Genomic DNA, 15748 nt, shown 5'->3' on the forward strand with positions numbered 1-15748 from the left:
GTTTCAAAACTCCCGATTCAAAACTTTATATTTGCACCATGCGTTTCGATATTATAACTGTTCTTCCGGCATTATTAGAAAGTCCTTTTGCCCATTCCATTTTACAGCGGGCACAAAAAAAGGGCATAGCCGAAATTGTTGTGCATAACCTGCGCGACTATTCTACAAGTAAACAGAAAAGCGTAGATGATTATCAATATGGCGGCGGCAGCGGAATGGTGATGAGTATTGAGCCTTTTGCGGCCTGTATTGAAAAGCTTCAGGCTGAACGCGAATATGATGAGGTCATTTTTATGAGTCCGGATGGTGTCACTTTAAATCAGAGCACCGCAAATGAACTTTCTATAAAGAAAAATATCATTATTTTATGCGGTCACTACAAAGGAATTGATCAAAGAATCCGTGATGTATTTGTTACCCGCGAGATCTCTGTAGGCGATTATGTTTTGAGTGGCGGGGAATTGCCTGCCGCAATAGTTGTTGATGCTATAGTGCGCTTAATACCGGGTGTTTTGAACGATGAAACCTCTGCCCTTTCTGATAGTTTTCAGGGTGAGCTTTTAGATGCACCTGTTTATACCCGCCCGGCAGACTGGCGAGGCCATAAAGTACCTGATGTTTTGTTAAGCGGACATGAGGCAAAAGTGAACGAATGGCGGCATGAACAGGCGCTGGAACGAACTAGGCAGCGCCGGCCTGACCTTTTGGAATAGAAGAGTTTACACAGGATTAATGTGGAATTCTAAAAGATTGTGGAAAAAATAAAATTAGTTTTTTTAATTGAAAAAAAATCCCTAATATTGCAATCCGAATTTCACGGGTTGAAATATCGATTTAATAGCTTAAAATCATGGATTTAGTAAAATTTGTTGAAGAGCAGGCCATCGCGAAAAAAGATTTTCCTGCGTTCAAGTCTGGCGATACAGTGAGCGTACACTATAAAATTCGCGAAGGTAATAAAGAACGTGTTCAAATTTACCAAGGTGTTGTAATCCAACGTAACAGTGCGGGTGCTAACGAAACTTTCACCGTTCGTAAAATCAGCAACGGTGTTGGTGTTGAGCGTATTTTCCCTTTTAACTCTCCAAACATTGAGAAAGTTGAAGTGAATAGCTATGGCAAAGTTCGTAGAGCGAAATTATTCTACTTACGTGCTTTAACTGGTAAAGCTGCTCGTATCAAATCTTTGAGAAAATAATATTCTTTATTATAAGATATAGCCTCCACGATTCATTTCGTGGAGGTTTTTTTGTTTAGGATATTTTAACCATCAGGTTAACATCAATAAAGGTGAATAACCATCATAAGGATTAAATTTGTGGATATGTTAGATGCAGCCTTTTTCGATCAGGTATTTTGGGGCAATACGGTAATGGCTTATTGCCTGTTTGGTGCAATATTATTTTTAGGGATTATCTTAAAAAGAATTATTTCAAAGCTGTTAAGCAAGCTTTTATTTAAGTTGTTTAGAAACTTTTCGCAGCAATCACACGATGATGCTTTTGTGGCTTTATTAATTAAGCCCATCTCCTTACTCATTCAACTGACCACACTTTACCTGGCGATCAATCAATTAAGGCATCCCCTTGAAGTGGCTATATTTCATTACCGTAAGCTTGTTGGAAAAATGAAAATAGCTGTGCCGGTAAGTTTAGGAGATTGTATTGACCGGATTTTTCTTTTTCTGATTATTCTCTCCATATTCTGGATTATTTTGAGAATTATCGATTTTATTAGCCATGTGCTGTTATACAAAGCATCACTTACCAATAATAAATCGGATGACCAGTTAGTGCCCTTTCTTAAGGAATTGTTAAAGACACTTGTGATCTTTATAGGCTTCTTTACCCTCTTAGGCTTTGTTTTTGAAGTAAACGTACTCACGCTGATTACCGGTTTAGGCATTGGTGGTATAGCTATCGCATTAGCCGCAAAAGAAAGTCTGGAAAACCTGATCGGATCATTTACTATTTTTCTGGATAAACCTTTTGTGGTTGGTGATTTGGTGAAAGTAGACGGCGTGGAAGGAACGGTAGAAAAAGTAGGCTTCAGGAGCACCAGGATACGTACTTCAGAACGGACAATGGCTACAATACCTAATCGTGGTATGATTGATGGTGTTTTAGAAAACCTTTCACTCAGAAACTCCAGAAAAGTAGCCTTTACTATTGGTTTAACTTATGAAACAAAGGCGGAATCTGTCAGGCGGATTGTAACTGAAATTGAATCTTACATTAATGGACATGAAGGAACAAGCGGAGATGGAACAGCCTCTTTTAAAAGCTTTGGTGATTCTGGTTTAATTGTAGAAATTAACTACTTTGTTACCATACTGAATAATGATGCCTTTCTAGATATCCGCCAGGAAATTAACCTTGAAATTATGGACATTGTGATGCGCAATCAGTCAGATTTTGCTTATCCAACCCAACGTTTAATCAGCGACCACATTGTGCCGGTTGCCAGCGCAGAAAAGGAAGTGGGTAATGATACTACAGATTAAGATTAATTCCGCTGCCTGAATAAAAGAAAACCCCGGTGTGGCATTAAGCCAGCCAGGGTTTTTATAGAAATGTATTATTTAATTAACTTAAAGTAGCCAGCGTAGTGATACCGCCTTTTACCACCTGGTTAAGTTCAACATTCACTTTGGTTCCAACAGGTAAGAAAACATCCACTCTTGATCCAAATTTAATAAATCCAAATTGTTCAGTCTGTACCACCTGATCACCCTCTTTTACATACCATACAATTCTACGGGCCAGCGCCCCTGCAATCTGACGAAATAAAACCGGTGTACCATTTTTGTGTTCCACCACTGTAGTGGTGCGTTCGTTTTCCGTTGATGATTTAGGGTTCCAGGCGGCTAAATATTTCCCCGGGTGGTATTTAAAAAATTTCACCACACCCGAAATCGGGTTCCGGTTAATGTGTACGTTTACCGGCGACATAAAAATGGAAACCTGTAAACGTTTATCCTTAAAGTATTCGCCTTCTTCAGTTTCCTCTATTACCACTACTTTCCCATCGGCAGGGCAGATCACCAGGTTTTCACCATTGGAAAAACTGCGGCTGGGATTGCGGAAAAACTGCAGGACAATCAGAAATAAGGCAGCGGAGAAAATATAAATGAACCAACGCAACCAGGTGATGTCGTAGTATTTATAATCAACAACAGCGTTGATCACAAAAATCAGTAAAATGGTCAGGGCAATAGTGGTATAGCCTTCCTTATGTATGGTCATAATCTTAAAATATTGCGCAAAGGTGCGAAAAATAAATTAATCCAATTAAAAATTATGCCCCGGTAGCCCTGTAAATATCGATCAGGTTTCTTCCCAATCCATTATAATCTAATCCGTAACCTACCACGAATTCATTTGGAATTTCAAAACCAATGTAGGCTAAATCTTCCATTTCGTACTTTAAAGCGGAAGGTTTAAGTAAAAGTGAGGCTACTTTTACTGATGCCGGATTTTTCTCTTTTATGGTTTTTAAAATATATGTGAGTGTTAAGCCTGTATCCACAATATCCTCTACGACAATTATATCCCTGCCTTCTATATTTTCTGGTAGGCCGATTAATTCTTTTACCTGACCGGAACTTGAGGTACCTTCATAAGATGCCACACGCATAAATGCTACCTCACAGGGGATGTCAACTTCCTTGATGAGATCTGCCAGGAATAAAAAACTTCCATTTAATACACCAATAAACAACGGACACTTTTTTTCATAATCGACATTCATTTGAATGCCCATTAAACGAATCCTTTTATTAATGGTCTCATTTTCTAAAAAGATTTCGAATTCTTTATCCTCTACCTGTATTTTGTGCATGCTTTTTGGTGATGTTTAATGTATTAAAGTTGAGTTGAATTGTGAATTGTCAGTTGATTTACAATCCTTTCTCCAGCTCTTTCTGCAGCCTGCGCTGCTCTCGGCGTTCCTGTCTCAACTGTTTTCTGGTTTTGGTGGTATCTGCAGGTTTAACGGTTGTGGTATCATTCTTACGCCCTCCAAAAATACGATCGAAAAGGTTTTTATTGTTATCCTGCATGATCACTGGCGGCATTCCCTCATCATCGTCGCCATCAAATGCTGAAGTATCCACAGCTGAAGTATCTGGTGCCAGGTACTGGCGTAAACCCTCTCTTAAACGAACATTGTAAAATCCATAACCAGAAGTGTCAGCGGGTGTTAAACCCCGCCTGGCCATAATGTTTCCCATAAACCTAAAATAGTTGAACATATAAGGTTTCAGACCGCCACCTGCCATAAACTTGTACATGGCTGCTTTTGGTTTCGGAACAATGCTGGCCAAAAATAACCCGTCACCAATCGTTAAATCGGCTGGTTGCTTACCAAAATAATACCTTGATGCTTCTCCAATGCCGTAAATGTTTTTTCCCAGTTCCATGATGTTGAAATAAACCTCCAGCATTCTGTTTTTACTTACCAGGTGATTATGTTCGATAAGCCATACAATGAGAATTTCTTCAGCTTTCCTTGCAAGTGTTTTCTGGCGACTGAGGTAAACATTTTTAACCAGCTGCATGCTGATGGTGCTTCCCCCTCTTTTAAATTTCTTTTCCTTATAATTTACGGCAATTGATTTCCGGATGGATTCTTCTACAAAACCATTGTGCGTAAAAAAGGATGGATCCTCTGCTGTTAACACGGCATTGATAAAGTTTTTTGAAATCTGATTTAATGGTGTAAAGTTGTGGTTAGCCGGGCCGATGGTAATATCACGCATGGGTTTGCCATATTCATAAGGTGTATAAACAAAAGGGCTGTTAATTTTTTGCAGGTCTGTTTTCCCCCATTTTGTAATTTTAAAATCAACAGGTGTTAATGTTGAATTAAAGCGAACACTATCCGGGATTTTGGTGTCCAGATAAAAATTAAGATTGTATTTTACCTTGCCCTGTACCTTTAAGCCTTCCAGAGATTCAAATAAACCTTGAGGAAAGGCGTTCAGAACCGCTTGTGCATCCTGTTCAGGAGCGTTAAGTTTGAGTTCGTAGATTTTGTTTTTCCCTAAAGTATATTTGATAAAGGGATGGATTTCAGCATTTTTTAAATAAGCCGTAGAGCTGCTATCTAATGCAATGTAATTCGGACCTACTAAAATATCAGCGTCTAATTTTGCGCTTTGAACAATAATATCATTGGAGGCGATTCTTGGCTGGTTAATCAGCATATTTTTAACTGACCATGAACCGGAAATTTTATAATCATTACCACTGTATTTTGCGTTTTTTAGCTCCGTTTGAAGGGTGTCGAAACTCAACTTGGCATGAAGCTTATTATTCAGATAAGGCAATTCCAGCTTCTTCCCGTCAGCATAAGCGGTGAAGCTTAACTCTTTGCTGCCCGGATTTACATAACCATCAATATGCCAGGTAGATTCTCCTTGGTTAACGTTAATGGTCGATTTTAAATCACCACCATCAATTACAGCAACCGTAGCAAAACTTAGTTTAGCTGTATCATGATCGTTAAACTTAAAAACCATGTTTTTTACATCCATATCATCAGGAATTTTGTATAAAACCTGGTTAAGGATATTATTGGCAATTTCTGACAGGTTGGATTTGCCTTTATTTTCTGTACTGTCCTTTTTTTTACGCTTTAAAATAAAATCGATATTGGTGGTGGAATCCTTCAGCACTACACTGACAAATCCATTACTCATTTTTACTTCTGATAGTTTGACATTACCAAATATTAAAGGAAGAAGCTTTACCCCAACGCTTAATTCGCCGATGTTGGAAAGCGTATCCCGCTCCTTAGGTACAATAGAAATTGCTGTCATTTTTACGGTACTCAAACCTGTAAATCCGGCAGAGCCGATTTTAACTTCCAGTCCATAATCCCGGTCAGCTTTGGCAATAGCTTTAGCCATCATTTTCTTTAACAGCGCTTCCCTTTTGCTATAGGCAACGGCACCTAAAGCCATGCAAACAATTAAAAAAACACCTAAAACCCAGGCTCCGATTTTTAAATATTTTTTAGGGATCTTGATTTTTGGTATTCGCATATAGTCGTTAAAATGGTTAATTGCTTAAACGTAACAATTAAATGTTTATTTCGTGTTAAAATTACAGTTTAAAAGCCTAAATAAAAGTATTTGTAGCGATGTTTTGTTAATTTTGAATTTAAATTAATACCATGCAAATTAGCCCGCAACAAGTTTTAGATGCCCTTAAGAATGTAGAGGATCCTGATCTGAAAAAAGATTTGGTCACCCTAAACATGATTAAGGATTTAAAAATTACTGATCAACATATAAGCTTTACCCTGGAGCTCACCACACCGGCCTGCCCGATGAAAGAGATGCTCAAAAATGCCTGTACTAACGCGATTAAACATTTTGTGTCAGCAACTGCTGAAATCAGCATTAATGTTACTTCAAGGGTAACACAGCCTGTAAATTCATCCTCATTGGATAACATCAAAAACATTATTTTGGTTTCATCCGGCAAAGGAGGTGTAGGTAAATCGACGGTATCCAGTAACCTGGCTGTAGTGCTTGCCAGGGATGGTGCAAAGGTAGGTTTAATCGATGCCGATATTTATGGCCCGTCAGTGCCTACGATGTTTGATTTGGTTGATGCAAAACCAGGTGCTGAAGAAACGGCGGATGGAAAAACAAAAATTATCCCTGTTGAGAAATATGGCATCAAGATTTTATCTCTTGGTTTTTTTGCAGATCCTGGTCAGCCGGTGCCCTGGCGCGGACCAATGGCTTCAAATGCGGTAAAGCAACTTTTTAATGATACCAATTGGGGCGAACTGGATTATTTAATTGTAGATCTTCCTCCTGGTACCGGAGATATCCACATCACCATTACACAGAGTTTTCCTATATCAGGTGCTGTTGTGGTTACTACACCGCAGCAGGTTGCACTGGCTGATACGCATAAAGGGCTGGCCATGTTCCAGATGCCCGGGATCAATATTCCCATTTTAGGGGTTGTAGAAAACATGTCTTATTTTACGCCGGAAGAATTGCCGGAAAATAAATATTACATTTTTGGTAAGGGAGGCGGAACAAAACTAGCAGAAAGATTTGATGTGCCATTTTTAGGTGAAATTCCGATTATTCAAAGCATTTCAGAAGCCGGAGACCATGGTAAGCCGGTTGCTTTAAACCAAAATCCTTTGCTGGATGTTATATTTGGAAACATTGCCAGTAAAATTGCACAGCAGATATCCATCAATAATGCGCAAATGGCGAATTGCTAAAAAATTACTATTTTTATATCTTTAAATAACCAATAATGAATTTAACAGAACAAGTAGAACAGGCATTGGAAACTATCAGGCCATATTTAAAGGCTGATGGAGGTGATGTTTCTGTTGAAGAAATTACAGCTGATGGTACAGTAAAGCTTAAGTTATTGGGCAACTGTGGCTCTTGTCCAATGAGTTTCATGACCATGAAATCGGGTATTGAACAGGCTATAATGAAAGCTGTACCGCAAATCACTTCAGTCGTTGCTGTAAACATGGCAGAGCAGGAATAGCTTTAACAATATTTAACAAGGAAGTTTTATTATTAAAATTACTTTTGTCTCAATGAGATATTGTGTTACCCTGATTTGCTTGTTTTTTTCCTTTGCTACTTTTGCGCAACAGAAGCCGGCCGGGGAAAAACTTATCCAATTTTCAGGAATTATTACCGATATCGATAGTTCAAATGTAATCCCATACGTAACCATTACCGATCTCTCCGCCAAAAGCAAGCGGGTTGCCGCAGATTACCGTGGTTATTTTAGTTTTGTTGTGAATCCTGGCGACACTATTTTATTCACAGCCATTGGCTATAAAAAATTCTCTACTATAATTCCGGAGGGTACACCAGACAGTAAGTATACGATCATGGTGAAGTTAAAATCCAACGTAATTGATTTACCTTCTGTTCGTGTTTTTCCGTGGGCAACTACAGAAGAATTTACGCGGGAATTTCTATCGATGAAACTGGCTGATGATGATATGGCGATAGCCAAAAAGAATCTTTCGCGTTCATCGATAGATGGTTTGATCCAGACTTTACCACGTGACGGACAGGAAATCGGCAGTCAGAATTACCGGTACAACTTCGACAGGATGGTTAATAAAAACATGGTGCAAACCAACCCATTATTAAATCCTTTTGCCTGGGGTAAATTAATGCAGCAGATTTTTGACGGCGATAAGAAGCGAAGTGGGAATTAAGTCTTGAGTCTTAAGTTCGGAGTCTGTAGGCCTGGACATTCAAAATCGACAAATCTTCATGGCAAGGAGGCTTTTTCAGCTGACGAAGCAATCTGTTTTGCGATTGAGATTACCCCGTGCCTTGCAATGACGGAATGAATAAAAAAAGGGAAAACGTTTCCATTTTCCCTCCATAACATTTATCTTTTTTTGCTCTTATTCAGGAACTTCATTTTGTAATCTGTTTTGATATTTCCTTTTGCAATGGCATCCAGTTTGCTTTTCAGCATGGTTTTACGCAGCACACTTATTTTATCGGTAAATAGTTTGCCTTCAATATGATCATATTCATGCTGAATCACACGGGCTGGCATTCCATCCACATCATCGGTATGTTCTACAAAATTTTCATCCAGATAATTTATCTTGATATTGGGTTTACGTGAGATATTTTCACGAATATCCGGAATACTTAAACAGCCTTCATTGAACATCCAGGGCTCGCCTGTTTCTTCCACGATTTTTGCGTTTATAAATACTTTTTTATAACCAGGTGTTCCATCTTCATCCTCCCCGATATCTACTATAAACAAACGGATTGGAAGACCAATTTGTGGCGCAGCAAGGCCAACACCATTTGCATAATACATGGTATCGAACATATCACTAATCAGCTTTTCCAGTTCTGGATAATCTTGATCAATATCGGTTGCGATCTTTTTTAAAATCGGATCCCCGTAAGCAACTATAGGTAATTTCATGATGTAATATATTTCATTCAGACGATTAAGCCTGAGGCTATTAATTTCAACGGTTTGTCAGTCTGAGCCTGTCGAAGACCGGCTTGTTTGCCTATCCTTCCACGAGTTTCAGGGTGACAGGCCAATAAAACTTAACGGTACAAAAATAACAATTATTCCGCTATCGGCGAGAAAGTAAAAATGTTAAGCCTTTCTATGTCTAAAACCTCATCAACGATTTCTGCAATCTGCCTTGTATTTACCGTATTTATTTTTTCAAAAACGGTTTCAAGCGAATCAATTTTATCGTGGTCAATTAAGCTTTTGGCCATTGAAATGATTAATCCAATTCTGTTCTCTTCTCCTAAAGCAATCTGACCAATAAATTTGTTTTTGGCTTTTTGTAATTGAAGATCATTTAATGGCTTTTCTTTTAGTTTTTTAATTTCCTTAAAAATCAGGGCCAAAGCTTTTTCCTGTTTTTCTTTATCTGTTCCGAAATAAATAGAAAAGATTCCGGTATCGCTTAGGGGTGAAAAATTTGATTCAATAGTATACGCAATTCCATATTTCTCCCTGATTTGCAAATTTAAGACAGAACTCATGCCATTACCGCCAAAATAATTATTCAGGAGCATTAGGCCAACCTTGCTGTCCTGATAAGTAGAATAAGTTTGAGTGCCTACGATGCAATGTGCCTGCATAATGGGTTTGTAAATCGTAGTCGTTACTGGCTTTAAAAGAACTGGCTTTGCCCGATGTTTTGCCGGTGTGTTCTCTTCAACATCCGCAAAGTGCTTAATTCCTTTTTTAACCACATTGTTTAAGCTATAATTTCCAATCACTGCAACAACGATTTCATTGGTGCGGTAATTCGCCTTCCTGAAGGCAATCACATCTTCCCTGGTGAAATTTTGAACAGAATCCGTAGTGCCCAGTATATTATTACCTAGCGGATGACCGGCAAAAAGCATATCTTCAAAATCATCGTTAATGGCTTCTTCAGGTTGATCCAGGTAAGATGCAATTTCATCCAGAATCACGCTTTTCTCCTTATCCATTTCCTCTTCCGGGAAGGTAGAATGAAAGATAATATCATTAAAAAGATCCAGCGTCCGGTCTAAATAGGGATTTAAAAAGGAAGCATGTACACAAGTGTATTCTTTAGTGGTATAGGCATTTAAATCGGCTCCAACGCTTTCCAGGCGGTTTAAAATCTGGTTGGTACTGCGTTTTTCTGTACGTTTAAAAATTAAATGCTCAATAAAATGTGCCAGGCCGGCCTTATGTTCAGCCTCATCACGTGAACCCGTGTTGATGATGATACAGGCATGTGAGATGGCTGAAGCCGATGGCACGTGCAACAAGCGAATGCCATTCGGTAAAGTGTGAACATTGTATTCCATTGACCGGCAAAGATAGGGCTAATTGCTACAATATTTCCGTATCCGGATATTGCAATTGTAAAGCGGATATCAATTTATCTTTGGTAGGCCGATTGCGAATAAGGAAAATTAGGTTCACTGCGGCAAAAATTAAAAAGAATGCATTTTGTGATACAAACGTGCCTACAAGATTAAAAAGAGCACCTCCTTCTAATAATGCTGAACTCACAATAAAAGCCGTTTGATATTGATTTATTTTTGAATCAACAGCGGCAGCCTGATCTATTTTTGTAAGTAAGTTTTTAAATGCAATAATGCTCACGGAGAGCGAAATTAACCCTACAATTGGAAATATGGGGTTGAAAGGTGCAGTATTCGCCGGATTGGCATCAAAATACAATTGATTTCTGTTAATTAAAATAGTTACAATAGCAAATAGGAAGACAAAAAAGCATAATGCCAGGTGAATCATTTGAAGTGGTTTTAATTTAGCATTCATTAGGGAGTTTTTTATATTATACATGAAAAGGATAAGCTGAGCGAGTTAAAGAACCATTAATTTTCAACTCACTCAACTTTTATATTGTTATTACTTCTTAATCCCTTCCAGTTTAAACAAGAAAGCATATCCCAATGCTTCTTCCTTTAAATAATCGAAACGGCCAGATGCACCACCATGTCCAAATTCCATATTGGTTTTAAGGAACAACACATTTTGATCTGTTTTCATTGCCCGCAATTTGGCTACCCATTTTGCAGGTTCAAAATATTGTACCTGACTGTCGTGCAAACCCGTAGTCACCAGCATATTTGGATAGGCCTTTTTCGCTACATTTTCATAAGGAGAATAGCTTTTCATGTATTCATAGGCATCTTTTTTCTTTGGATTTCCCCATTCATCAAACTCATTCGTGGTTAATGGAATGCTTTCATCCAACATCGTGTTAACTACATCTACAAAAGGAACATCCGCAATGACACCATTCCATAAATCTGGTGCCATATTTACAACCGCTCCCATCAATAAGCCGCCAGCACTTCCTCCATTGGCATACAAATGTCCTTTGGAAGTGTATTTTTGATCAATCAGATATTCACCTGCAGCAATAAAGTCAGTAAAGGTATTTTTCTTTTTCATCAGTTTACCATCCTCATACCATTGGCGGCCCATTTCTTGCCCGCCGCGAATGTTGGCAATTGCAAAAACAAAACCCCGATCTAAAAGGCTTAAGCGAACGGAAGAAAAATAGACATCAGAATTTGAGCCATATGAGCCATAACCATAAAGCAATAATGGCGATTGACCATTCTTCTCAAAACCTTTTTTGTAAACTAAGGCAACGGGAATTTTAGTGCCATCTTTTGCGGTTGCAAAAATTCGTTCTGTTACATAATCTTTAGGATTGTAACCACCTACAACCTCTTGCTGTTTCATCAGTCGCTGATCTTTTTTCTCCAAATCATAATCATAAACTGAACTTGGTGTAGTTAGGGAGGTGTAAGAATAACGCAAGGTTTTACTATTGTATTCCGGGTTTGCACCTACTCCAGCATCATAAGCCGGCTCGTCAAACTTGATGTAATAATCGTCACCATTTTTCTTCAACACACGCAATTCCGTTAATCCGTTTTTGCGTTCAGATAGCACGGTATAATCTTTAAATTCCTCCGCACTTTCGAGTAATACATCAGCACGATGTGGAATCACTTCCTTCCAGTTTTCTTTTTCCGTTTTATCCAGCGGACATTCCATCAGCCGGAAATTCTTTGCCTTCCAGTTGGTCAGGATCAAAAATTTTCCATCAACAGGCATGACATCATATAAAACATCTTTAGATCGGGCAGCGAAAACCTTGAAATCAGCTTCCGGATGATCCGCATCAATCATTTTATATTCTGAGGTTAAGGTACCCTGCGAGGCTACAAAAATGTATTTACCATTTTTAGACTTACCTACACCGATATAATTGGTATTATCTTTCTCGTCATAAACCACCACATCGGCTTTTTCACTGGTGCCAAGGGTGTGTTTTTTTATCTTTTCACTTAACAGTGTAACCGGGTTTTTAGCCGTATAAAACAAAGTTTTATTGTCATTTGCCCAGGCGCCCGGACCTTCGGTATTGGTAATGGCATCTTTATAAATTTCGCCTGTTTCGAGGTTTTTAACCTGAATGGTATATTGCCTGCGGGAAACCTGATCTACGCCATATGCCAGCAATTTATTATCCGGACTAACTTTAAAACCTGTTGCACTGAAATAAGCATGGCCTTTTGCCATTTCATCAACATCTAAAAGTACTTCTTCAGGAGCGGTTAAACTGCCTTTTTTTCTGCAGTATTTAAAGTATTGCTTACCATCTTCTGTTCGGGAATAATAAAAATATCCATTCCTGAAAACAGGAACAGACTCATCTTTTTCCTTAATCCTAGCTTTCATTTCCTTAAACAAATCAGCCTGGAAAGCATCCGTACTCTTCATCATCTCTTCCAGGTATTTATTTTCGGCTTTTAGATAATTGACCACTTTCGTGCTATCCGGCCCTTTTTTAAAGTAATCAATCATCCAGTAATAATTATCTGCAACGGTATCGCCGTGAATTATTCTTTTGTGCGGAATGATTTCCGCCACTGGTGCCTTTACATCAGGCCATTTTATAGGTTCCATTTCTTTCTTTTGCGGGTGATTACAAGCTGAAATTGCACTAAGCAAAATCAGGGCGGGTAAAATAGGTTTCATGTTTGGTTCAGGATTAGGTGATTGCAATTTAAGGAAATTGTTCATTAGTTCAATGGTCATTGGTTCTTCGGCGGTACAGTAGTTCGTCGAACGCAAAAGCGCAACTTCAAGCTAATTATCGTTTTTGTAAAAATCCATCAAGCCTATAGATAATTATCTTGATTTAGAAAAATTGATGTTAAATTGCCAAACATAAGGCATTAATGTAGTCATGAAATTAGGGTACAAAAAAATAGTAGTTAAAGTCGGTTCGAATGTAATTACGAAGGAAAATGGATTACCTGATGAAGCGCGAATCAATCATTTGGTGGATCAGCTGGCAGCGATTAAACAGTTAGGCATTGAAGTTATTTTAGTTTCTTCAGGTGCTGTTGCAGCTGGAAGAAGCTTAATTAAAGTTTCTGAGAAGCAAGACGCCGTAACCACCCGGCAACTATTAGCGGCAATTGGTCAGGTAAAACTGATTAATACTTACTCTAATTTTTTGGCCATCCATCAAATAAAATGTGCCCAGGTTTTAGTAACAAAAGAAGATTTTCGTGACCGGGCGCATTACCTGAATATGAAAAACTGTATGCAAATTTTGCTGCAGAATGATGTTATTCCCGTTGTTAATGAAAATGATGTAGTGTCGGTAACCGAGTTAATGTTTACAGATAATGATGAACTGGCAGGTTTAATTGCTTCGATGTTAAGTGCTGATGCCTTGATTATCTTGTCGAATGTAGATGGAATTTACAATGGCGATCCGAAGCTGGAAGGTTCGCAGGTTATGGAAGAAATTTCGGGAACGGTTTCCAATCTGGCTTCGTTTATTCAAACCGGAAAATCACAATTTGGCAGGGGTGGAATGATTACCAAATCTACGATGGCACAAAAGGTAGCTAAGCTCGGGATTAACGTTCATATAGCCAATGGCACTAAAGATGATGTGCTGACTTCACTTTTAAATAGCACTCTGATCCATACGCGGTTTGTGCCTGAAAAAAGTAAATCCGGTAAGAAAAAATGGATTGCACACTCAGAAACCGCTGCAACTGGAATTGTTAAGTTAAACGATGGTGCAAAAATGGTTCTGACCTCTGGGAAGGCAACAAGCTTATTACCTGTTGGAATCATAGAGATTCAAACTGATTTTTTAAAAGGCGATGTGATTAAAATTGTGGATGCGCAAAATGCCTTAATTGGATTGGGCATTGCAGAATACAGCTCGGATAAAGCAAGGGAAAGAATCGGACAGAAAAAACAAAAAGCCCTGGTGCATTATGATTATTTTTATTCGGTAATTTAAGCTGAAGGCTAAAGCAAAAACTTAGCGCACTTGGCCGTTAAATAAGTCTTTAGATTGCTGTTTTAAAAAAGCAAGTTTTAATACTCACTACTTGATACTAAAAAAATGAACTACTCCATATACTTCGAAAACGCTAAGAAAGCAGCCCGCCATCTTATTAATCTATCTAAAGAAAAAGTGAATGCGGTTCTTTCTGATGTAGCGGAGACGTTAATCGAAAACACATCAATCATCCTTCAGGAAAACGAAATGGATTTGGCTAAAATGCCTGTTGACGATCCTAAATATGACCGACTAAAGCTAACATCTCAACGGATTTTAGATATAGCCAACGATATTAAAAATGTGGTGAATCTGGTTAGTCCGCTAAATGAAGTATTATCAGAGAAAATTTTAGATAATGGCTTAAACCTCAAAAAAATCCGCGTTCCGTTAGGTGTGGTTGGTGTCATTTACGAAGCCCGACCGAACGTTACTGCTGATGTTTTTTCATTGTGTTTTAAAACGGGAAATGTTGCTGTTTTGAAAGGTGGAAGTGATGCTGAATCTTCAAATTTAGCCATGGCAAAAGTAATTCAGAAGGTGTTAGAAAAGCATGGAATTAATCCTGATGTGCTTACCTTATTGCCTGCCGAGAGATCCGCCACTGAGGCTTTGCTTAATGCCAGAGGTTTTGTGGATGTATTAATTCCACGCGGGAGTCAGTCTTTAATTAATTATGTAAGGGAAAATAGTAAAATCCCTGTTATTGAAACCGGTGCTGGCATTGTACATACCTATTTTGATGAATCAGGAGATTTAGAGAAAGGAAAAGCCATTATTTTAAATGCCAAAACCAGACGAGTGAGTGTCTGCAATGCACTGGATTGCGTATTGATTCATCAAAATAGATTAAATGATTTACCAGCACTTTTAATGCCACTGGCTGAAAAAAAAGTAGTGCTTTTTGCAGATGAAATAAGTTTTGAGATGCTACAATCTTCTTATCCATCAAGCCTGCTAAACCGCGCTACAGAAGATCATTTTGGTACAGAATTTCTATCCTTAAAAATGGCGGTTAAAGTAGTGAATCATTTTGATGAAGCGATTAATCACATTGCTCATTATAGTTCTAAACATAGCGAAGCCATTATCTCTGAAAGTGCAGAAAACATGACAAATTTCTTAAATCTGGTTGATGCAGCTGCCGTTTATGCAAATGCTTCTACCGGCTTTACCGATGGTGCCCAATTTGGATTAGGTGCTGAAATTGGCATTAGCACACAAAAACTCCATGCCCGCGGCCCGATGGGTTTGGAAGAATTAACAAGTTATAAATGGGTGGTCAGAGGTGATGGACAAGTGAGGAAATAGGATGATGGGGAAATGGTTAGCTGATGAAGATAGT

At 38.4% G+C, this 15748-nt stretch carries 15 protein-coding genes; 8 read left to right on the plus strand and 7 right to left on the minus strand.

All coding sequences use genetic code 11. The features are described from left to right. The first annotated feature begins 38 nt into the window (after positions 1 to 38). From trmD to OQ267_RS02550, 3 genes are all read left to right on the plus strand, one after another. Complete coding sequence (gene trmD, locus OQ267_RS02540) at positions 39 to 713, plus strand: tRNA (guanosine(37)-N1)-methyltransferase TrmD (protein WP_265834768.1); 675 nt, start codon at positions 39 to 41, stop codon at positions 711 to 713. Between the two features lie 137 nt (positions 714 to 850). After that, the gene (gene rplS / locus OQ267_RS02545; RefSeq protein ID WP_010600018.1) at positions 851 to 1198 is read left to right on the plus strand and encodes a 50S ribosomal protein L19; all 348 of its coding nucleotides are present in this window, start codon (positions 851 to 853) and stop codon (positions 1196 to 1198) included. Between the two features lie 126 nt (positions 1199 to 1324). Next, positions 1325 to 2503, plus strand: coding sequence for a mechanosensitive ion channel family protein (locus OQ267_RS02550; protein WP_088301244.1), 1179 nt, complete (start codon positions 1325 to 1327; stop codon positions 2501 to 2503). 82 nt (positions 2504 to 2585) lie between these two features. Here OQ267_RS02550 and OQ267_RS02555 read toward each other — a convergent pair whose 3' ends face one another. The 3 genes from OQ267_RS02555 to OQ267_RS02565 are packed head-to-tail and all read right to left on the minus strand — an operon-like array spanning position 2586 to position 6046. Further along, complete coding sequence (locus OQ267_RS02555; RefSeq protein ID WP_265819399.1) at positions 2586 to 3245, minus strand: phosphatidylserine decarboxylase family protein; 660 nt, start codon at positions 3243 to 3245, stop codon at positions 2586 to 2588. Between the two features lie 52 nt (positions 3246 to 3297). After that, positions 3298 to 3840 (minus strand): hypoxanthine phosphoribosyltransferase, encoded by a 543-nt coding sequence (hpt, locus tag OQ267_RS02560; protein WP_088301242.1) that lies wholly within the window; start codon positions 3838 to 3840, stop codon positions 3298 to 3300. 58 nt (positions 3841 to 3898) lie between these two features. Beyond that, positions 3899 to 6046 (minus strand): transglycosylase domain-containing protein, encoded by a 2148-nt coding sequence (locus OQ267_RS02565; RefSeq protein WP_265819401.1) that lies wholly within the window; start codon positions 6044 to 6046, stop codon positions 3899 to 3901. A 131-nt stretch (positions 6047 to 6177) separates the two neighbouring features. Between OQ267_RS02565 and OQ267_RS02570 the strand changes: the two genes are divergently transcribed. Genes OQ267_RS02570 through OQ267_RS02580 form a run of 3 tightly spaced genes read left to right on the plus strand, consistent with a single transcriptional unit; the run spans position 6178 to position 8226 of the window. Continuing rightward, positions 6178 to 7254, plus strand: a complete 1077-nt coding sequence (locus OQ267_RS02570) for an Mrp/NBP35 family ATP-binding protein (RefSeq protein ID WP_265819402.1) — start codon at positions 6178 to 6180, stop codon at positions 7252 to 7254. Between the two features lie 35 nt (positions 7255 to 7289). Beyond that, positions 7290 to 7535, plus strand: a complete 246-nt coding sequence (locus OQ267_RS02575; protein ID WP_088301239.1) for a NifU family protein — start codon at positions 7290 to 7292, stop codon at positions 7533 to 7535. Between the two features lie 52 nt (positions 7536 to 7587). Continuing rightward, on the plus strand, positions 7588 to 8226 hold the full coding sequence (locus OQ267_RS02580) for a hypothetical protein (RefSeq protein ID WP_265834769.1): 639 nt from the start codon (positions 7588 to 7590) through the stop codon (positions 8224 to 8226). Between the two features lie 179 nt (positions 8227 to 8405). Here OQ267_RS02580 and def read toward each other — a convergent pair whose 3' ends face one another. From def to OQ267_RS02600, 4 genes are all read right to left on the minus strand, one after another. After that, entirely contained in the window at positions 8406 to 8966 is a 561-nt protein-coding gene (gene def / locus OQ267_RS02585; RefSeq protein ID WP_265819403.1) for a peptide deformylase, read from the minus strand. A gap of 152 nt (positions 8967 to 9118) precedes the next feature. After that, on the minus strand, positions 9119 to 10351 hold the full coding sequence (locus tag OQ267_RS02590) for a M16 family metallopeptidase (RefSeq protein ID WP_265834770.1): 1233 nt from the start codon (positions 10349 to 10351) through the stop codon (positions 9119 to 9121). A gap of 25 nt (positions 10352 to 10376) precedes the next feature. Continuing rightward, entirely contained in the window at positions 10377 to 10829 is a 453-nt protein-coding gene (locus OQ267_RS02595; RefSeq protein WP_265834771.1) for a hypothetical protein, read from the minus strand. A gap of 90 nt (positions 10830 to 10919) precedes the next feature. Next, positions 10920 to 13070, minus strand: coding sequence for a S9 family peptidase (locus tag OQ267_RS02600; RefSeq protein WP_265834772.1), 2151 nt, complete (start codon positions 13068 to 13070; stop codon positions 10920 to 10922). Positions 13071 to 13281: 211 nt separating this feature from the next. Between OQ267_RS02600 and proB the strand changes: the two genes are divergently transcribed. Beyond that, on the plus strand, positions 13282 to 14361 hold the full coding sequence (gene proB / locus OQ267_RS02605) for a glutamate 5-kinase (protein ID WP_265834773.1): 1080 nt from the start codon (positions 13282 to 13284) through the stop codon (positions 14359 to 14361). Between the two features lie 105 nt (positions 14362 to 14466). Further along, the gene (locus OQ267_RS02610; RefSeq protein WP_265834774.1) at positions 14467 to 15714 is read left to right on the plus strand and encodes a glutamate-5-semialdehyde dehydrogenase; all 1248 of its coding nucleotides are present in this window, start codon (positions 14467 to 14469) and stop codon (positions 15712 to 15714) included. The last annotated feature ends 34 nt before the right edge of the window (positions 15715 to 15748 follow it).

Source organism: Pedobacter sp. MR22-3, assembly GCF_026240075.1.
Lineage (GTDB): Bacteria > Bacteroidota > Bacteroidia > Sphingobacteriales > Sphingobacteriaceae > Pedobacter.